Origin of the sequence: Echinicola shivajiensis, assembly GCF_018642165.1 — a bacterium.
GTDB classification, from domain to species: Bacteria; Bacteroidota; Bacteroidia; order Cytophagales; family Cyclobacteriaceae; genus Echinicola; species Echinicola shivajiensis.
Map to the genome: position 1 here is coordinate 1 of NZ_JAHHZM010000016.1, position 19,253 is coordinate 19,253.

At 39.4% G+C, this 19,253-nt stretch carries 18 protein-coding genes; 10 read left to right on the forward strand and 8 right to left on the reverse strand.

Features of this window, described 5'->3' with window-relative positions:
- Positions 1–100: 100 nt before the first annotated feature.
- Together KMW37_RS18755 and KMW37_RS18760 are read right to left on the reverse strand one after the other, a co-directional pair.
- Complete coding sequence (locus tag KMW37_RS18755; RefSeq protein WP_215226195.1) at positions 101–4,099, reverse strand: AAA domain-containing protein; 3,999 nt, start codon at positions 4,097–4,099, stop codon at positions 101–103.
- 5 nt (positions 4,100–4,104) lie between these two features.
- Positions 4,105–4,917, reverse strand: a complete 813-nt coding sequence (locus tag KMW37_RS18760) for an SDR family oxidoreductase (protein ID WP_215226196.1) — start codon at positions 4,915–4,917, stop codon at positions 4,105–4,107.
- A gap of 200 nt (positions 4,918–5,117) precedes the next feature.
- Between KMW37_RS18760 and rlmD the strand changes: the two genes are divergently transcribed.
- The gene (rlmD, locus tag KMW37_RS18765; RefSeq protein ID WP_215226197.1) at positions 5,118–6,527 is read left to right on the forward strand and encodes a 23S rRNA (uracil(1939)-C(5))-methyltransferase RlmD; all 1,410 of its coding nucleotides are present in this window, start codon (positions 5,118–5,120) and stop codon (positions 6,525–6,527) included.
- A complete protein-coding gene (locus KMW37_RS18770) occupies positions 6,524–6,901 on the forward strand; it encodes a hypothetical protein (RefSeq protein ID WP_215226198.1) in 378 nt (125 codons plus the stop codon). The genes rlmD and KMW37_RS18770 overlap by 4 nt, the downstream gene beginning before the upstream one ends.
- Before the next feature lie 50 nt (positions 6,902–6,951).
- On the opposite strand, the gene KMW37_RS18775 is transcribed toward KMW37_RS18770, so the two are convergent.
- From KMW37_RS18775 to rsmA, 5 genes are all read right to left on the reverse strand, one after another.
- The gene (locus KMW37_RS18775; protein ID WP_215226199.1) at positions 6,952–7,350 is read right to left on the reverse strand and encodes an HIT family protein; all 399 of its coding nucleotides are present in this window, start codon (positions 7,348–7,350) and stop codon (positions 6,952–6,954) included.
- A gap of 49 nt (positions 7,351–7,399) precedes the next feature.
- Positions 7,400–7,873 carry a transcription elongation factor GreA gene (gene greA, locus KMW37_RS18780; RefSeq protein ID WP_215226200.1) on the reverse strand — a complete coding sequence of 158 codons (474 nt, stop codon included), beginning with the start codon at positions 7,871–7,873 and terminating at the stop codon, positions 7,400–7,402.
- 154 nt (positions 7,874–8,027) lie between these two features.
- Positions 8,028–8,963: a 2-hydroxyacid dehydrogenase gene (locus KMW37_RS18785; RefSeq protein ID WP_215226201.1), complete on the reverse strand. Its 936-nt coding sequence runs from the start codon at positions 8,961–8,963 to the stop codon at positions 8,028–8,030.
- Between the two features lie 49 nt (positions 8,964–9,012).
- Positions 9,013–10,380, reverse strand: coding sequence for a magnesium transporter (mgtE, locus tag KMW37_RS18790; protein WP_215226202.1), 1,368 nt, complete (start codon positions 10,378–10,380; stop codon positions 9,013–9,015).
- A complete protein-coding gene (gene rsmA, locus KMW37_RS18795) occupies positions 10,368–11,150 on the reverse strand; it encodes a 16S rRNA (adenine(1518)-N(6)/adenine(1519)-N(6))-dimethyltransferase RsmA (RefSeq protein ID WP_215226203.1) in 783 nt (260 codons plus the stop codon). Before rsmA ends, mgtE begins: the two co-directional genes overlap by 13 nt.
- A 54-nt stretch (positions 11,151–11,204) precedes the next feature.
- Here rsmA and KMW37_RS18800 point away from each other — a divergent pair, with 54 nt between their 5' ends.
- From KMW37_RS18800 to accC, 8 genes are all read left to right on the forward strand, one after another.
- Positions 11,205–12,641 (forward strand): leucyl aminopeptidase family protein, encoded by a 1,437-nt coding sequence (locus KMW37_RS18800; protein ID WP_215226204.1) that lies wholly within the window; start codon positions 11,205–11,207, stop codon positions 12,639–12,641.
- A 6-nt stretch (positions 12,642–12,647) separates the two neighbouring features.
- Entirely contained in the window at positions 12,648–13,667 is a 1,020-nt protein-coding gene (pdxA, locus tag KMW37_RS18805) for a 4-hydroxythreonine-4-phosphate dehydrogenase PdxA (protein WP_215226205.1), read from the forward strand.
- 78 nt (positions 13,668–13,745) lie between these two features.
- On the forward strand, positions 13,746–14,309 hold the full coding sequence (locus KMW37_RS18810; RefSeq protein ID WP_215226206.1) for a YceD family protein: 564 nt from the start codon (positions 13,746–13,748) through the stop codon (positions 14,307–14,309).
- A gap of 18 nt (positions 14,310–14,327) precedes the next feature.
- The gene (gene rpmF, locus KMW37_RS18815) at positions 14,328–14,519 is read left to right on the forward strand and encodes a 50S ribosomal protein L32 (RefSeq protein WP_015264052.1); all 192 of its coding nucleotides are present in this window, start codon (positions 14,328–14,330) and stop codon (positions 14,517–14,519) included.
- Positions 14,520–14,827: 308 nt separating this feature from the next.
- Positions 14,828–15,826 (forward strand): beta-ketoacyl-ACP synthase III, encoded by a 999-nt coding sequence (locus tag KMW37_RS18820; protein ID WP_215226207.1) that lies wholly within the window; start codon positions 14,828–14,830, stop codon positions 15,824–15,826.
- A 27-nt stretch (positions 15,827–15,853) separates the two neighbouring features.
- Complete coding sequence (gene efp, locus KMW37_RS18825) at positions 15,854–16,417, forward strand: elongation factor P (RefSeq protein WP_215226208.1); 564 nt, start codon at positions 15,854–15,856, stop codon at positions 16,415–16,417.
- Positions 16,418–16,513: 96 nt separating this feature from the next.
- On the forward strand, positions 16,514–16,990 hold the full coding sequence (accB, locus tag KMW37_RS18830) for an acetyl-CoA carboxylase biotin carboxyl carrier protein (RefSeq protein ID WP_215226209.1): 477 nt from the start codon (positions 16,514–16,516) through the stop codon (positions 16,988–16,990).
- 30 nt (positions 16,991–17,020) lie between these two features.
- Positions 17,021–18,370: an acetyl-CoA carboxylase biotin carboxylase subunit gene (accC, locus tag KMW37_RS18835; RefSeq protein WP_215226210.1), complete on the forward strand. Its 1,350-nt coding sequence runs from the start codon at positions 17,021–17,023 to the stop codon at positions 18,368–18,370.
- Between the two features lie 121 nt (positions 18,371–18,491).
- On the opposite strand, the gene KMW37_RS18840 is transcribed toward accC, so the two are convergent.
- Positions 18,492–19,100, reverse strand: a complete 609-nt coding sequence (locus KMW37_RS18840; protein WP_215226211.1) for a hypothetical protein — start codon at positions 19,098–19,100, stop codon at positions 18,492–18,494.
- Between the last annotated feature and the right edge of the window lie 153 nt (positions 19,101–19,253).

Consider the following 19,253-nt stretch of genomic DNA (forward strand, 5'->3'; position numbering starts at 1 on the left):
AAACAAAGAATCCAGAGCTGAATTGACTGTAAGTCAAAAAAAATAGAGGCCGATTTTCATTAATCGGCCTCTATTGGCTAAAATCGACTATCTCGCTTTTTTAACTCTTGTTTTGAGACAGCCTCTTTTTATTTGCCATCATCAGTTTGGTCTGCAATAAATCTTCATGATCAAGCCAATACTGTCTGCTAAAGACGAAGACTACGTGCCAGCCCTTTTGCCTTAACAACTGCGGATGGTATACAAAAGCCTCCTTAGCTGTTTTGGAAGCGAAAAGACGGTTATCATCTGTCAGTACAGCCCCAATGTATTTATCTCCCTCAAGCAACTCCAAATCCATTATTCGTGAAATGGAATTATTCTTTAATTCATGATTCCCATAGAGTCCCAGTAATTTGTCCTTCAAATACCATGAACTTTCAAAGCCTGTAGTATCCCTTTCTTGGATCACGAGCTTATCCCCAGCAGCTACCTGTTCTGCATATGCCAAATAATCGTGCAGCATTTTAACTCCCTGATTGAGCAGTTGCCTATGCTTAAAGTCCTTAGAAGTAATACTACTAACTACCACCACTCTACTTCTAGCTCGAGTTACAGCCACATTTAACCTATTGATCCCACCCTCCTTGGACAATAAACCAAAATTCGCTGTAAATTTCCCCGATTTATTCTTGGCATAACCAATAGAAAAAATCACTTCATCAAACTCATCTCCCTGAACATTCTCAATATTCTTCACTTTTACTTTCGCTGAGGACACTGAGCTATCTTGGGAAATAAGTTCAGCAATCAGCTCCATTTGGAAATAATTAAAAGTGATCACGCCTATTTCCACTTCTGGCTTATCTTTTAAAATTCCCTTTATTTCTTCCACCACAGCTTCAGCTTCAACCTTGTTGGACTGCTTATCCCAAATGCCATCTACCTTCTTCCATTTATAGGCCTGTACTGATTCATTAAGAGAATTCATTTCAGGCAACATGGTAAGTTTATTATTATAGAAATGTCGATTGGAAAACTCTATCAGTGATAAATTCTTACTTCTGTAATGACCGTCCAATGCATATTTCTTAAAGTAATTTGAAGCCAGGTCCAAAAGGGAATTGGAATCCAATTCTATTCCTTCCTCTTCTGATTCCAAACGAACTTTATAAAGATCAAAGGGCTGTAGCTGCTGACTGTCCCCTGCTACAACAACTTGTTTTCCCCTGAGCATGGCCGGTAGTCCTCTTTCCGCAAAACACTGTGAAGACTCATCAAAAACCACCAGATCAAACCTGCTTTCCAATGGGAAAAGGGCTGAAACGGTTTCTGGAGAAGCCAACCAACAGGGCACCAGTTTAAAAACTTCCGCTTCGAATTCTTCTATCAGTTTTTTAATAGTCCAAAGCCTCTTTTTCTTACTGACCTGATGCAAAAGGTCCCGATAGGTAATCAAATTGTTGAGCCTATTATATTCGAGTTTTTTAAAAGTATTTTCCCTTACCCTTAACTCAGCGATAAATCGACTTACTTTGATCTTCTCTTCTACTGAAACAGTAAATTCCTCGAGGATATCTTTTACTTTTTGAAGGCTAATCTCCTGCAAAATGGGATACTTTGCCTCAATATGTTCTATCCAACTGAATTTCAAGCCCTTCAGAAACACCTCTTGTAATTCTTCAAAGCTTCTATTTGGATAAGTATCGATCAGCTTATTGATCACCTCTACATCCACAGTGCGCAATTTCCTCTTCAACCTGTCCAAGGCTACTATTTCAGAAAAATCCTGCGTGATGGTACGTTTCACCATTTCCAACTTCTCATCATTGGAGGCTGTAAGTAGGTGTTTGATCTGAATAGTACTGAAATAATTCTTCCACTGGGAAGTTTTCATTTCAATCAAACCATTGACTCCGATCAATTCTTGTAGTACTAGTCTATATTGGTCAAAATCTGTCTTTTCAAAAACCAAATATGGAGAAAGCATTCCCAAATCCTCTAATATAAACTTAGCCTTCAAAGCCTCTGTGAGCACGTGGAACTGATGGTTGAATACTGTAAAATCGAATGGCTTGGCGGGCATTTCCACCCATTCCTTACGGTTTAGCAAAGTATACTGGTGATTAAGGTTCAGACGGTTTTCCAGCATTTTAACCAACAAATTCAGTCCTTCCTTATCACGATTAAGCCCATTCCGTTTTAATAAATCCCAAACTCCTTTGTACTCTTTTCTATAAAAAATCAAGCTAATTGACTTCCACCAGGATCCTTTCATCTGAAGAACATGAAGGACTTTTTGGTAAACAGCCTCCACATATTTATCACTTACAGTCCACTCAATCCCTTCCTCAGAAAGCAATTTTTTCACAACATCCACTTTATTTTCCAACCATAGCCTGTCGAGTTCTCCTTTCGGATACTTCATAAGCTTTTTGAGGCTTTGGAAAATCTCCTCATTAGACACTATTTCCTGTAGCTCTTCTAGCCTACTCCTATATTCAAACGATTGGTAAACCAAAGGAAATTCAAAAGGCTGGTAGAGAAGATTCCCTAAAATATTTTCAGCTGTTTGCTTCAGCTCTTTTATTTCCTCCAGATTCTCTTTAAAGCGATGGATAACATTGGGGGTAAATTGGGCAAAGTCTACCCGGTGCAACCAAAATGAGTCTGGACTTTCATATCTAGGTTGGTAATATATATACTCCTTAAAATCACGTAGAAACTCATCCAGCGAATTCCAATGGTAATTTTTATAATACTGAGTAAGATTAAAATGTTCCTCCCGAAAATCAGAACTGATATATAGCTCCTTGATCGGCACTCCACACTCTTCTGTATTGAAAAGTGCATGTCTATAATCTTCCAAAAACTCCGAATGCGTCTCAATCGTCCTTACAGTCTGACTGAAATTCCGCTCCAATTGGATGGCATCCAAACTTCTATTGAGCTCTTGGTAGCGTTCCAAAGATTGGATTTGATCACTTATTTTTTTGAATAGCCTATTTCTATCTGCCCTGAAATCATGAACTAAAGCTAAAAATCCTGAAAAGCCCTGCTCATTAAGCCTCGAATTGACTACCTCGAGAGCCGCCCTTTTTTGCGAAACCACCAACACCTTTTTTCCCCTGGAAATAAAATCAGTCACCAAATTACAGATCAATTGGGATTTACCTGTCCCAGGAGGGCCTTGCACCACACAAGAACCGCCTTCTCTGACTGTTTTGAGGACTTCCTCTTGACTGGCATCCATGGGGAATGTATTGAACAGATTTCCCTCTTTCAAGGACAAGGTTTGTTCCTCATCCTGAACAAACCAATCCATGAAAAGCTCTTCTAGGTTTTCTGAAGTATATTTTTGCCCAAGCTCCTCGTAGTCTCTGATCAGAAAGGAACTCTTCTGGGAAAATTGTCCCAAAACTGCATTGGGCTGTAGCTTCAGCACACCAGTTTTAAAATACTTTTCACTTTCATTTGGACTGTTTTCTCCAAAAGCATCCAGCTTTCCTTCAAACAAATCCTGGTTAAAATTGAGGGTAAGTTCTTTTTTAAGATACTGATAAAGCTCAGTCAAAAAAGGTCTGGGCTCTTTAGGAAAGTTTTCTATGGCATTTTCCCACCAATCTTTTTTGAATTCACTCTGATGGGCATGGGCATAAGCCAACAAAAATGATTTATTGATAAAAGGCTGATCTCCAGATTTTTTTTGTAAATACCAATAGTTCCCCTCTTGAATCAACTTAACAGGAAAAAACAGCAGTGGGCATCTAATAATCTGATCATTGGGCAGTTTGCCCTCCACAAAAGGCCAAGCCACAAAAAGGCTTTTCTCACCACTTTCCTCCTCAGTCAACTTTACATATTGGTTGATTCGCTTAAGGCGGTTTGAAACCTGATTGATATTTTTATCCCTCGCATCTGCTACTTTGATCAATGGGATCTTCTTCTTTCTACCCAGCAATTCCTGGATATAATCGAAGGCATTGTCATACTCCAAAAATTCAAGGTCCTTCAGGTCTATCATTTGGGAAGCTATTACCCTTGAAAGGTGGATGGACCTGTTTTTAGCAGACAAATCCATCAGCCTGTTCATATAAACCTGAAAGACATCTTGTATCATAATAATTATTTAAAAGGGGAATCTTTTTCCTTTGCCATATGATTGTAAACAATTCCATCCATTATTCCTGGAATCCACTTGTTCAAAAACACAGCCAATTTCCCTTCCCTGGTCAAAACCAAATCTCTCTTCCGCTTATAGGTTGCATTAACAATATGCTTGGCCACTTCTTCCGAACTCATCATATCACTTTCAATTCGAGGAGACTCACCTTGAGAGCTACCATCTGCAGTAAGTGCATTATTCCTAATATTAGAAGAAGTAAAGCCGGGGCAAGCCACTAGTACATGCACTCCCCTTTTCATTACTTCTGTCCGTAAAGACTCCATAAAACCATTCATGGCATATTTACTGGCAGTATAAGCTGTTCTAGCCGGGGTACCTCTATAACCATTGATAGATGACACTCCTACAACAGACCCCTTATTTTCAAGAATAGATGGTAAGCAATACTTGGTTGCATACACCGTCCCCCAGAAATTGGTATCCATTACTTTATGGAATACAGATGTGTCCAATTCCTCGAATAGTGCCCGCATGGAAATACCTGCATTATTGACCAAAACATCAATCTTTCCGAAGTGCTTAATTACTTCTTCAGCCATTCTTTTGTTATCCGCTTCCACTCCCGCGTCTGCCAAAATCCCCTTGGCCTCCAAACCTGCATCCGCTAACTTCTTAAGGCTATTATCAAGCTTGACTTGGTTTCTACCAGTAATCACTATTTTGGCCCCTTCATTTCCATATGCCAACGCACATGCCTCTCCTATCCCAGAAGTAGCACCAGTTACAATCACAACTTTATCCTTAAATTTCATTCTAATACTTTACTTTAAACCTAAAGATAATCATTTCCACTTATTTGGAAATTTCTTGAAAAAGAAGTTCTGAATACCCCGATCCCAAAAGACTAATATACAGTACTTAATTATTTATCTGACAAACTCAACTAACGCAGTCGATTCTCTTCCTCCAAAACCTTATCCCATTTCAAAGATTATGATTAATTTTGCAGCCTATGTCGAGAAAGATGAAAAATAAGGTTCTGGAAAACCTTACTATTGAGCGGATTGCCTCAGAGGGCAAATGTGTAACCCACTACGAGGGGAAAGTGGTTTTCGTACCACAAGTTGCCCCTGGAGATGTGGTTGATGTTCGTATTACCAAGGGGAAAAGCAGCTTCATGGAAGGGCAAGCGATCAAAATACACAAATACTCAGAAGACAGAGTAGATCCTTTTTGTGCACATTTTGGAGTATGCGGAGGATGTAAATGGCAGCATATTAATTACACCCTTCAACTATCTTACAAAAGACAACAAGTACTAGACCAGTTTAGTAGGATTGCAAAAGTGCCCATTCCAGAGGTATTGCCCATCATTGGTTCTGCCGATACCCAATATTACAGAAACAAACTTGATTTCACCTTTTCCAATAACCGTTGGCTAACACGTGAAGAAATTGAATCTGGAAAGGATTTTGAAAGAAATGCCCTAGGCTTCCATATACCAAAGCGTTTTGATAAAATAGTAGATGTTGACCATTGCTACCTTCAAGGCGGGATATCCAATGATGTAAGGAATGAACTGAGGAAGTTTGCTTTGGAAAATGGTATCACCTTCTTCGACATGATCCAGCAAATAGGCTTGCTAAGAAACCTGATCATCCGAACCAGCTCTACAGGTGAAACCATGGTAATCGTTCAGTTTGGAGAAGATCAGCCTGCTGATATCCAAAAGGTAATGGAATTCTTGGCCGACCGTTTTCCAGAAATCACCTCACTATTGTACATCATCAACCTTAAGAAAAATGAGACTTTCCACGATCAAGAGATCCATACTTTCAAGGGGCGAGACTATATCATAGAAAAAATGGAAGAACTTGAATTCAGGGTTGGGCCAAAATCCTTTTACCAAACCAATTCTGAACAGGCCTATCAACTATATAAAGTCGCCAGAGAGTTTGCTGACCTTAAAGGCGATGAGGTAGTTTATGATTTATATACTGGCACAGGAACTATCGCAAATTTTGTCGCTAAAAAAGCAAAGCAGGTTATAGGCATTGAATATGTGGATGCTGCTATTGAAGACGCTAAACTCAACGCTGAAGTAAATGGCCTGGAGAACACCTTATTCTATGCAGGGGACATGAAGGATATATTAAACGATGACTTCATTCATGAACATGCTGCTCCAGATGTAATCATTACCGATCCTCCAAGAGCGGGCATGCATGAGGACGTGGTCAATATGTTGCTGAAATTAGAAGCTCCTAAGGTTGTTTACGTAAGTTGTAATCCTGCTACCCAAGCGAGGGATGTGGCTCTTCTGGGAGAAAAATACCAAGTAGATAAGGTACAGCCTGTGGACATGTTCCCGCAGACTTACCATGTAGAAAATGTAGTTTTACTGACCTTAAAATCATCATGATAAGAGACGATAATGATCCGGAATTGAATGGCAAATACTTAGGCACCATTACAAAGGACTTTGTCAAAGTAGCCGACACACTTAAAGAAGCTTCTTACCAAATACGATCCAGAAAATTCTCTGAGCACCCTATTTTCCCAGTTTGCAAAACAGAACAGGCCATTGGTCAATTGCTTATCGGAAATAAAGACATCAAAGTTGATTGGAATTATTATATTACCTATTTGGATGAATTTATCCAAAGAAAGTTGATTGATGAAAAATCCATTGAAGATTTCAAAAAGTCCTATAAGGATCCTGATGAGTATTGCTGCTTATTTGTAATAGACCAAGATTTTACCAATTTTGTATATATCCCTTATCCAAATGAATAAAACAAAAAGCCTTGCTAATTCAAATAGCAAGGCTTTTTTACAGTTAATAGTTAAAGTTTTACTTCTTTCTTAATTTTTTCAGCAATAGCAGCCATTTCCTCATTATCCAATTTCAGTTTAGGGCGTGTAAAGTTAATATCATCCATACTGTTTAATGGCACCAAATGTACATGGACATGAGGAACTTCCAGTCCAATCACGGCTACGCCTACTCTTGTACATTTAATCGTCTTATCAATGGCCTTGGATACTTTTTTTGAAAACAAGTGTAAACCGGCCAATAAATCATCTTCTAAATCGAAGATATAATCCACCTCCTTTTTAGGAACTACCAAAACATGACCTTTCACCAAAGGCATGATATCAAGGAAAGCGATATAATTATCATCCTCAGCCACTATATGACCCGGAATCTCTCTGTTAATGATTTTTGTAAAAATACTTGCCATGGGATAAAAATAAAAAATCCCGATTGGAATTCCATCGGGATTGATATAATTAGTAATTAATCTCTAATACTTCGAACTCAACAACTCCTGCAGGAGCATTTATCTGAGCTATCTCTCCTACCTTCTTCCCTAACAAACCTTTACCGAATGGAGAGGACAAAGAAATCTTATTGGCTTTCAGGTCAGCCTCTTCCTCTGATACCAAGGTATAAGCTACCGTCATGCCATTTTTGACATTTTTTATTTTCACAGTACTCAAAATACCTACCTTGGATGTATCCATTTTCGAATTATCCAATACACGTGCATTTCCAACCACTTCTTCCAATTTGGAAATTTTCAATTCCAAAAGACCTTGAGCATCCTTAGCTGCATCATACTCTGCATTTTCACTAAGGTCTCCCTTATCCCTGGCTTCTGCAATCTGCTTGGCAATATCTTGCCTTCCCTTCGTCTTCAAATGCTGAAGTTCATCTTTTAACTTCCTAAGTCCTTCTTCAGTATAATATTGTACTTTTCCCATAGTCAAATTAATTTAACAAAGCTTGAAAAATAAAAGAACGGTCTCATTGCTGAAGACCGTTGTTCAAATCCTGCTTTTATTTGCGTGTAAGGCAAATATAATCATTACGTAACGATAATACAATCTTAAGGTTTAGATTGTTTTTTTCCCAAATCTATTTTAAAGGAAATGCCTCATGGATCTTCCCTACCAGCACCTGATTGATTTTCTCATAGGACTGAAAAGTCCAACCTGCAATATGCGGACTGAACAAGACATTTTCCCTCTCACAGAGTTCTTCAAAAGATAGCTTTTGTTCAGCAGTTAAAGTCTTTAACTTTTCATTCTCCAAAACATCCAACAAAGCTCCTTTTAGTTGGCCATTTGACAAAGCCTTGTTCAAGGTATCAAAGCTGATCACTTCACCCCTAGCAGTATTGATTAGATAAAAAGGCTTCTTAAATCCCATCAATACCTCCAAAGTAAAGAAATTCCTTGTCTCTGGTGTCAAAGGCACATGGATGCTGAGCACATCTGCCTTTTCTTGAATCTCCTCAAAGCTCGCTACGGTGGCATATTCATCACCATAGTTTTCCTTGTACTTATCATAAGCAAGCACACTCACCTCAAAACCCTTCAGCTTTTTTGCGAAAGTACTTCCCATATTACCATAACCAAAAACACCAACAGTCTTTCCTTTCAACTCCTCTCCTCTATTTCCTTCTCTATCCCAGATACCTTTTCGCACCTCTTTATCGGCTTTTCCGATATGATTAAAAAGTGCCAATAACATCCCTATCGCATGTTCCCCAACAGCATCCCTGTTACCTTCAGGCGCATGAAAAAGCTTGATATCATGTTCTTCAATATAATCCAAGTCTATCTTGTCCAAACCGGCACCTGCTCGGCCTATAAACTTCAATTTACTCGCCTTTTCCAAAAGAGGCCTATCCATTGGTGTTTTGGATCGAATAATCAATCCTTCATATCCTGCTACAATTTCTTCAATTTCCGGCCTTTTAATATCTGGCCTATAATCCACTTGAAAGCTCAACTCTTCCAAAAGAGGCGTAATGCTTTCATGCATATCATCAATAATTAGAATTCTCATATATAAGTTAATTTCTATTAGGGTGACTGTTCCGCCAATGGCAAACAGATTACAAATTTAATAGCATCATCGCTACTAGAAAATAGACCGCTAAGCCCAAAAGGTCATTGGCTGTTGTAATAAACGGGCCTGAAGCCATTGCCGGATTAATTCCAATTTTATCCAAAACAATAGGAGTTACTGTCCCCATAAAGGATGCCAAAAGAACGACACTAAATAAAGCCAGCCCCACTACAATACCAAACTCCACTTTATTTCCATAAACAAACACTACCGTTCCAAAAACGATCAACCCTAGGACTATCCCGTTAAGAATGGCTACCAAAAGCACCTTTGCGAAACGTTTTCCTATGCTTTCGGCAAAAACAGATTTAGCAGCTAAAGATTGCACTACCAAAGATGATGACTGGATCCCCACATTTCCTCCTGTGGCCGTAATCAAAGGTATGAAGGAGGCAAGTTCAATATATTTGCTCAAACCTTCATCAAAAATTCCTATTATCCGAGCCCCCATTAAACCTCCAATAATGCCTATCATCAACCACGGAAGCCTAGCTTTGGAAAGTCTGAAAACTGAATCGGATTCTTCAACGTCATCCGAAATACCCGTCATGGCCTGCATATCTTCTTCTGCCTGTTCGCGGATCACATCCAAAACGTCATCAACAGTAATTCTACCAACCAATTTGTTTTTCGCATTCACCACAGGCAAGGCCTCCAAATCATACCTGCGCATGATTTCAGCCACTTCCTCCTCATCCATATAAGTAGGAACAGAAATAATATCTTCTTCGTAAATATCCTTGATCTTGGTGTTGGAAGAAGAAAGGATGATTTTTTTCAAAGCCACCCTTCCAATGAGGCTTTCTTTATTGTCCACCACATAGATGGAATAAATTTTCTCAACATTTTCAGCTTGCCGCCGAATTTCTTCTATGGTTTGAACTACGGTCCAATTGAGGTTAGCTTTAATAAATTCCTTGGCCATCAAGGCACCGGCACTTCCCTCTTCATATCTAAGAAGCTCCTGAATATACCCTGACTTTTCTTTTTCCTGGATATTGCTGATAACCTCTTCCCTATCCTTGACTACAAGCTGGTTCAAGATATCCACCGCATCATCGGACTCCATATTATCCAGCAGGCCAGCCAGTTCGACAGAATCCATTTCTTGCACCACTTTGAACTGCGATTCTTCATCCAACTCTATCAGTACATCTGCAGAAAATGCCTTATCAAGTGTCCTCAGTACATACAGGGCCTCCTCCATATCCAACTCGTCGAGTAACGACGCAACATCGGCCTCATTCGCCCCGTCAATCGACTCGCGTATGGACACTGCATCACCAGCCTCAATGCTCTCCTTTAAGGATTCGAGGTACTCTTTGGATAACTCAAACTCTTTTATTTTTTCCAAGATGCTTCCAGTTTATTGGTTAAGGAAATAAAAGACGATACATCTAGTTGCTCAGCCCTCTTGTCCAAAATTGGATCCTGTTTCATTTCATCTGACAAGCCCATTGACTTAAGTGCGTTTCTAAGTGTTTTTCTCCTTGTGCTAAAACCCTGTTTCACCACCCTGAAGAACAACTTCTCATTGCAATCCAGAACTTTTACATCATTTCTTTTCAACCTGATCACTCCGCTATCTACTTTGGGCGGTGGGTCAAAAACAGTGGGAGGTACAGTAAACAAGTATTCAATATCATAAAATGCCTGTAAAAGTACACTTAGTATCCCATAGTCTTTATTGCCATGCGGAGAGGCAATTCTCTGAGCCACCTCTTTTTGAAGCATACATACTACTTCGGTCACTTTATTCCGCTCAGCGAGAACTTTGAAAAAAATCTGAGACGATATATTATAAGGGAAATTCCCCGCAATGACATATTCCCCTTCTATTACCTTTGAAAAATCATACTGCAAAAAATCCGCATCAATAATATGCTCTCCCAGTTGCGGATATTTCTTGTGCAAATAGGCAATCGATTCCTTATCGATATCCACCAGAAACAGGTCCCACTTTTCCTCCAAAAGAAAGTCCGTCAGTACTCCCATACCTGGTCCGATCTCTAAAACCTGCTTCACGCCCAGATGTCCTGTGACAGACTTGGCAATTTTTTCCGCAATACCTAGATCGGTAAGGAAGTGCTGCCCCAAATGCTTTTTTGCTCTGACTCTCTCCATCTTTAGTTCTCTGATAAAATTATACTAAATTGCCAACCAAAATTAAGACAATATATGCTAACTGCCATAAGATTATTAGACTCTCCAAAAAATCTTCTTTCAGAAGCAGGAGTAATTTTCATCTCTCAAGAAGACGAAATACAAAATCTTCCTTTAGCAGATGATAAAAAAGGCTTTATCAAAGAACAGCTTTTTAAAAATAAAAAAAGAGAATTGACTTTTGCGGATGATAAATGTAATCTACTATTTATCAAGCCAAAAAGACATGATGAGGGCGCCTATAAACTAGAGTTTTCCAGAAAATCCGGAGCAAAAGCATGGGCATTCATAAAAGATATCAATCAAGCAAAGGTGTATTTTTTCGGAAAATCTGAAAAACTATTCCTTGCATTTGTTGAAGGACTCGTCTTAGCTTCCTATCAATTTGACAAATACAAAAGTGATAGGAAAAACCCTATCAGCACACTGGAAATCCATTGCCCGATTGCTGAAGAAAGCAATTTAGAAGAATTGCTATATATGACAGTCGCAACTTTTGAAGCAAGGGACTTGGTTAATGAGCCTGTAATATACCTTAATGCATTAAAGCTAGGTGAGGAAATCAAGAGGCTGGGGAGTAAGTACGGATTTGAAACGGAGGTACTGAATAAAGCGCAAATTAACTCGTTAAAAATGGCTGGCCTAAAGGCTGTAAATGCAGGTAGTGAAATCCCCCCTACATTTTCCATTTTGCACTATAAGCCCAAAACTGGCAGAAAATTCAAAAAGCCTATTGTTTTGGTGGGCAAAGGAGTCGTGTATGATACTGGCGGATTGAGCCTTAAGCCTACCCCTAACTCAATGGACTTCATGAAAGCAGATATGGCCGGTGCTGCTGCGGTAATTGGAACTATTTGTGCTGTGGCCCAGCTTAAGTTACCCATGGAAGTCATTGGATTGATTCCAGCAACTGATAATAGACCAGGTTTTAATGCCGTAACTCCAGGAGATATCATTACCTTTGCAAACGGAAAAACAGTAGAAATACTCAATACCGATGCTGAAGGGAGATTGATTTTGGCTGACGCCTTGATTTACGCCAAAAAGTATGACCCTAAATTGGTCATTGACCTTGCTACTCTGACCGGATCAGCAGCTAGTGCGCTGGGCAAAGAAGGAGCAGTCATGATGGGCAAAGCCTACGATGAGGAAAAAAGCTTTCTCAAGATTGCCAGCCAAGAGGTATTTGAGCGCTTAGTAGAATTTCCGCTCTGGGATGAATATGGAGACCAATTAAAATCCTCCATTGCAGACATCACCAACTTGGGAGGCCCGACAGCTGGTGCGATTACTGCTGGTAAATTCCTTGAGCATTTTATTGATTATAACTGGATCCATATTGATATAGCTGGTCCAGCATTTATCAAATCGGGAGAGGATTATAAGACAACCGGTGGAACTGGATTTGGTGTGAGGCTAATCACCCAGTTTTTGAAAAACATTTCTAATTGATCACTCATGAATCAGAGACAAAATAAACCCATCATTGGTATTACCATAGGCGACATTAATGGCATTGGTGCCGAAGTAACCATGAAGGCATTAATGGATAACAGGGTTTTGAAACAAATCACTCCTGTAATTTATGCTCACGGGAAAGCAATTACTTTTTACAGAAAATTGCTCAAAATGGAGGATTTTAATTTTATGCAAATCCGAAATATTGATGAGGTACACCCTAAAAAGATCAATGTCATTAATGTAACTGAAAACTGCCCAGAGGTAATGCCAGGCGTAGAAACTCAGGAATCAGGAAAAATGGCTCTTGCCGCTTTGGACAAAGCCATAGAAGACATTAAGGCAGAAAAGATCGACGGTATTGTGACAGCCCCGCTCAACAAGAACAACATCAATTCTGAAGAATTGAAATTTGTCGGCCACACAGAATACTTGACCAATGCCTTTGAAGCCAAGGAAAGCATGATGTTCATGGTGGCAGAAGATATACGAGTAGGTCTGGTATCCGGACATGTTCCTTTGGCAGAAGTCGCCCAAAATGTAACCGGAAAAAAAATCAAACAGAAATTAAAAATAATGTTAAAGTCATTAAAAGAGGACTTTGGCATACAAAAACCAAAAATTGCCGTGTTAGGGCTGAACCCTCATGCTGGGGAGGACGGACTTTTAGGCAAGGAGGAAGAAGAAGTGATCAAGCCTGCAATCCGCGAATTCAAAGATCAGGGCCATATGATCTTTGGCCCTTATGCAGCGGATGGATTCTTCGGCATGATGCACCAAATGAAATTCGATGGAATCCTGGCCATGTACCATGACCAAGGCCTAATTCCTTTCAAAACATTAGCTTTTGAATCTGGCGTAAACTTTACTGCGGGATTGCCTGTTATCAGGACATCACCGGATCATGGAACAGCATATAATATTGCTGGAAAAAACATTGCTGATGAGGGTTCTATGCGCGCTGCTATCTTTACAGCCATGGATATAATCTCCCAAAAAGAGGATTGGGAAGAAGAGTAAATAAAATAAATTAGTGACAGATTTTATATTTCTAAAATAGTTCACTAAATTTGCGGTCTTAAATTATCAGGAGGAATAGTGAAATTCTGGAGAGCTTTCGATATTGACATCATCAAATTAAATGAAGGAAAGCATGAATTCACCTTCGATATAAATGATGATTTCTTCTCCCATTTCAAGGATAATGAAATGGTGGAAAAAGGTGACATGAAAGTCACGGTTTTGCTTAATAAGGAAGCAAACTTATTGGAAGCAACATATAAGATACAGGGCACAGTAGAGCTGACTTGTGACAGAAGTTTGGAAAAATTCAATCAAACGCTGGACGCAGATCAGAAAATCATCTACAAATATGGCCCCGAGGAACAAGAGATCAATGAAGAAATATTCATGATCACAAGAGACACTCCAAGTATCAATGTTGCCCAATTGATTTATGAGTTTATTATTCTTGCCTTACCAGCCAAGAAGCTTCACCCGGACTACAGGGATGATGAAGATGAAATGGATGGCCCGGGCGAGTTTGTATATTGGTCAGAAGATGAAGAGGATGAAGTAGAGGATACTGCTCAACCAGAAAAAACTGATGACCCGATAGATCCCAGATGGGAAGCATTAAAAAGTATTAAGAAAAAAGATTAATCTAAAAATTGTATAGAGATGGCACATCCTAAACGAAAAATTTCGAAAACCAGAAGAGACAAGAGAAGAACGCATTACAAGTTGACCGCTCCTGGTTTGGCTCAATGCCCTACAACTGGCGAGTACCACCTTCCTCACAGAGCTTACTGGCTAGACGGTAAACTTTACTACAAAGGACAGGTGATCATTGAAAAAGAAGTGCTTGCATAAGCTGAAAACATTTTAGTAAGTTGCGCATACGCTAATTACAAAAAACTAAATCCATTTGGGCATGGTCCTAAATGGATTTTTTTATGCTTGAGCCGCAGTTATCGTAGTGACTTGCTTTTAAAAACGTGGCTTTTAGGATTCTACTTGTAAAATTACTTGGTGGTAAGGCACATTTTAAATAATTTTGGAAGCCTAATTTAATTTGTGACATCAGCAAAGCAAAATCCTGTCACAAAAGGAGTATCCAAAGTGCAATTGCCAACATCATCCACGCCATGCGGATAGGCATTTGCCAAAACATTAATTAAATGGAAAAAACTAGAGCTGTTATAACCGGAGTGAATGGATGGGTTCCCGACTATATCCTCACTAATAAAGAGCTGGAAACAATGGTTGAGACCAGTGATGACTGGATCACCAGTAGAACCGGCATTAAAGAAAGAAGAATTCTTAAGGGAGAAAATCAAGGCACTTCGGTAATTGGCGCCAATGCAGTCAAAGGCTTGTTGGAAAAAACCAACACCAATCCTGAAGACATTGACCTGATCATCTGTGCCACTGTAACACCAGATATGCCCTTCCCTTCCTGTGCCAATCTCATTGCAGACAAAGTAGGAGCGAAAAACAGTTACAGTTTTGATATTTCTGCAGCCTGTTCGGGATTTTTATACGCACTTACAATGGGTAGTCAGTTTATCGAAACTGGCATGCACAAAAAAGTGATTGTCGTAGGAGCAGATAAAATGTCTTCTATTGTAAATTATGAAGACCGAACCACCTGCATCATCTTTGGAGATGGTGGTGGAGCAGTTCTTCTAGAACCAACTACAGAGGAACTTGGAGTTATGGATTCAATTCACCATTCTGACGGATCAGGCGCTCCATTCTTGCACATTAAAGCTGGCGGTAGCCAAATCCCAGCAAGTATAGAATCAGTAAAAGCCAAGCAACACTACGCTTACCAAGAAGGCTCAACCGTATTTAAATTTGCGGTTACAAACATGGCTGAAGTGAGTGCTGAAATAATGGAGAAAAACAACCTTAAAGGAGATGATATAGCTTGGTTGGTACCCCATCAGGCTAACAAAAGAATCATCGATGCCACAGCCAACAGAATGAATGTGGGACCTGAAAAGGTGATGATCAATATCGAAAATTACGGAAACACTACAGCAGGAACCATCCCTCTATGTTTATGGGATTATGAATCCAAACTAAAGAAGGGAGATAACCTAATCCTTGCCGCCTTTGGTGGTGGATTTACATGGGGCTCAGTTTATCTAAAATGGGGCTACGATCCAAAATAATTATATTTAACAAATCAAATAATCAAAATGGCTAGTACTGCAGATTTCAAAAATGGTCTATGCATGGAGTTCAACAATGATATCTATTCCATTGTGGAATTCCAGCACGTAAAACCTGGGAAAGGTGCTGCTTTTGTCAGGACCAAATTGAAAAGCCTAACTACTGGAAAGGTACTTGATAAGACCTTTAATGCTGGGGAAAAAATCACAACAGCAAGGGTAGAAAGAAGGCAACACCAGTTTTTGTATGCAGATGACATGGGGCATCACTTCATGGACACCACTACTTTTGAACAAATTCCCATTGAGGAAAAATTAATAGAAAGAGCTGACCTAATGAAAGAAGGTCAGTTAGTTGACATTTTGATCCATGATGAGACAGATACACCTTTAGGTGTGGAGTTACCTCCATTTGTGGAACTTATGATCACTTATACCGAACCCGGAATCAAAGGGGATACTGCTACAAATGCATTAAAACCTGCCACATTGGAAACAGGTGCTACGGTAATGGTGCCTTTATTTGTAGACCAGGACACCCTTATTAAAGTGGATACCAGAGATGGATCCTATTCTGAAAGAGTAAAATAATTTTTAAGATACTTGCTCTGTGGGCAAGTATCTTAGTGTTTTTAATTGGCCATTAATAACTCTATGTATATTAGAGTTTTAGAAAACTAAAAAATTATGAAAGCGAAAGAAATCCAAGAACTAATAGATTTTATTTCTAACTCGGGTTTGGCCGAGGTGAAAATCGAGACTGACGAGTTTAAGCTGTCAATCAAAAAGAATGCTTCAGAAACACAAGTAGTAAAAGCTGCAGAACAGGCTGCTCCTGTCGCTGCAGCTCCAGCACCTGTTGCGGCTCCAGCTCCGGCTGCAGAAAGCACTCCGGCACCGGCGCCAGCAGACAATGCTAATTATGTAGAAATCAAGTCTCCAATGATTGGTACTTTCTACACCACTCCTAACCCTGACTCAGATCCATTTGTATCTGTTGGTGACAGCGTGAAGCAAGGACAAGCTGTATGTATCATCGAAGCCATGAAACTGTTCAACGAAATCGAATCAGAAGTTTCTGGAAAAATCGTTAAAATATTGGTTGACAATGCTTCTCCTGTAGAATATGACCAACCTCTTTTCTTGGTAGATCCAGCTGGATAATTCTTTTTTTATACAAACTAGATATATATCGTGTTTAATAAAATACTAATTGCTAACAGAGGAGAAATCGCCCTTAGAGTTATCCGTACCTGTAAGGAAATGGGAATCAAAACAGTAGCGGTTTACTCTATTGCTGACAAAGACAGTTTGCACGTAAGGTTTGCTGACGAAGCCGTATGCATCGGAGCTGCTCCAAGTAGGGAATCCTACCTTAATATCCCAAGAATCATTGCCGCTGCCGAAATCACCAATGCAGATGCCATTCACCCTGGATATGGATTCTTATCCGAAAATGCTGAATTCTCAAAAATCTGTGAAGAGTACAACATCAAGTTTATTGGTGCCAGTTCTGACATGATTGATAAAATGGGCGACAAGGCCACGGCCAAAGCCACTATGAAAGAAGCGGGTGTACCTACTATACCTGGTTCTGAAGGACTTTTGGAAACCATGGAACAAGGCATCAAGATAGCCAGTGAAATGGGTTACCCTGTTATCCTTAAAGCAACTGCGGGAGGTGGTGGACGAGGAATGAGAATTGTTCATGAGGAAAGCGGATTCAAGAAAGCATGGGATGATGCCCGTCAGGAATCAGGAGCTGCCTTTGGAAATGATGGACTCTATCTGGAGAAATTTGTAGAAGAGCCTCGACACATTGAAATTCAGGTTGTCGGCGACAGCAAAGGTAAAGCTTGCCACCTTTCAGAAAGAGACTGCTCCATTCAAAGAAGACACCAAAAATTGGTTGAAGAAACCCCATCTCCATTCATTACAGATGAACTTCGCGAAGCCATGGGAACAGCAGCTATCAAAGGGGCTGAAGCCATTGGTTATGAAGGTGCCGGTACTATTGAATTTTTGGTAGACAAACATAGAAACTTCTACTTTATGGAGATGAATACCAGGATTCAGGTAGAACATCCAATCACTGAAGAGGTTACTGATTTTGACCTAATCAAAGAACAAATCAAAGTTGCTGCAGGAATACCTATCTCTGGCAAAAACTACTATCCAAAGTTATATGCAATGGAATGTAGAATCAATGCCGAAGACCCTGCAAATGGATTCCGCCCTAGCCCTGGAAAGATTAACAACCTACACCTTCCCGGTGGTAGAGGTGTAAGGGTAGATAGCCACGTTTATGCGGGCTATATGATCCCACCTAATTACGATTCCATGATTGCCAAGCTTATTGTTAGCGGCCAATCCAGAGACGAAGTTATCGTAAGAATGAAAAGAGCATTGGAAGAATTTGTAATCGACGGTATTAAGACTACAATACCTTTCCATCTTGCCCTTTTGGATGATGAAGAATTCAAGGCTGGTAATTTCACTACGAAGTTCCTGGAAACCTTTGATTTCTCAGTAATCAAAGGATAAAAGATCATAATAGATAAAAAGGAAAGGCTATTCTCAATTAAGAATAGCCTTTTTAATACCCATATTAAATATATTAACAGGGTACAAATCAACTTACTAAGACGGAGATAAAAAAATATTTTTATTCCTCACATGGTATCTCATATTGGGACTCCACATACACTGAGTAATAAGGATGGCGAGGAACAACTACCTCATAATACTCCCATTCATCTCCTGTCTTTTTTGTTGAAGTACCTAAATGTGTGGTTAACATTTCTATTGAAATGGCGCCCTCAGGAAGCACATCAAAGCCTCCAATCTTAATATTTTTAACATCAGGTACATAAGACCAACCTTTTTCATCAATCCTAACAGAAAGTTTCAGATAATCTCCGGGACTTGCCCCTTCAGGAATTTCCACATCCAATAATTCCTTGAGCTTAACAGCACCAATAGCCTCTTCACTTATTACAGATTCTAAATAAACCCATTTTATCTCAGCACCATTCCCTTTACTCGCGTCATATACTGGTATATCAACATATTTCACTCTTTTTCCATCAGTAGTAAATCTTGAACCAATAGCCCATGCACTTTCAGGGGAATAACACTTTTTCTCATTCCCAGTAGATGGGACGGTGTCTTTAGGATCGACCTCGTTGCAGGCTGAAACTGCAATAATAAATGTGATCAAAGCTAAACCCCAAACCTTGTTCAGGATATTAGCAGCATAAAAGTTTTCCATCATTAGTTAAGTTTATTAGATATGAATTTACCTAATTTGAACTACAAAAAAAATAATTTAAACTACATTTATTTACATTTAAAAAACTTAAAAATGAATAACAATAATTTGTAAATCAATTAACAATATTTATCAATCAATAACCTAAAAATTTTA

Excerpts from the sequence above, each read along its gene's own strand:
- accB (WP_215226209.1), top strand. The coding sequence starts at position 16,514 with ATGAAAGCGAAAGAAATCCAAGAACTAATAGATTTTATTTCTAACTCG.
- greA (WP_215226200.1), bottom strand. The coding sequence starts at position 7,873 with ATGGGAAAAGTACAATATTATACTGAAGAAGGACTTAGGAAGTTAAAA.
- KMW37_RS18760 (WP_215226196.1), bottom strand. The coding sequence starts at position 4,917 with ATGAAATTTAAGGATAAAGTTGTGATTGTAACTGGTGCTACTTCTGGG.
- KMW37_RS18840 (WP_215226211.1), bottom strand. The coding sequence starts at position 19,100 with ATGATGGAAAACTTTTATGCTGCTAATATCCTGAACAAGGTTTGGGGT.
- KMW37_RS18800 (WP_215226204.1), top strand. The coding sequence starts at position 11,205 with ATGCTAACTGCCATAAGATTATTAGACTCTCCAAAAAATCTTCTTTCA.
- efp (WP_215226208.1), top strand. The coding sequence starts at position 15,854 with ATGGCTAGTACTGCAGATTTCAAAAATGGTCTATGCATGGAGTTCAAC.
- rpmF (WP_015264052.1), top strand. The coding sequence starts at position 14,328 with ATGGCACATCCTAAACGAAAAATTTCGAAAACCAGAAGAGACAAGAGA.
- rsmA (WP_215226203.1), bottom strand. The coding sequence starts at position 11,150 with ATGGAGAGAGTCAGAGCAAAAAAGCATTTGGGGCAGCACTTCCTTACC.
- KMW37_RS18770 (WP_215226198.1), top strand. The coding sequence starts at position 6,524 with ATGATAAGAGACGATAATGATCCGGAATTGAATGGCAAATACTTAGGC.
- KMW37_RS18775 (WP_215226199.1), bottom strand. The coding sequence starts at position 7,350 with ATGGCAAGTATTTTTACAAAAATCATTAACAGAGAGATTCCGGGTCAT.
- pdxA (WP_215226205.1), top strand. The coding sequence starts at position 12,648 with ATGAATCAGAGACAAAATAAACCCATCATTGGTATTACCATAGGCGAC.
- KMW37_RS18785 (WP_215226201.1), bottom strand. The coding sequence starts at position 8,963 with ATGAGAATTCTAATTATTGATGATATGCATGAAAGCATTACGCCTCTT.
- rlmD (WP_215226197.1), top strand. The coding sequence starts at position 5,118 with ATGTCGAGAAAGATGAAAAATAAGGTTCTGGAAAACCTTACTATTGAG.
- KMW37_RS18755 (WP_215226195.1), bottom strand. The coding sequence starts at position 4,099 with ATGATACAAGATGTCTTTCAGGTTTATATGAACAGGCTGATGGATTTG.
- KMW37_RS18820 (WP_215226207.1), top strand. The coding sequence starts at position 14,828 with ATGGAAAAAACTAGAGCTGTTATAACCGGAGTGAATGGATGGGTTCCC.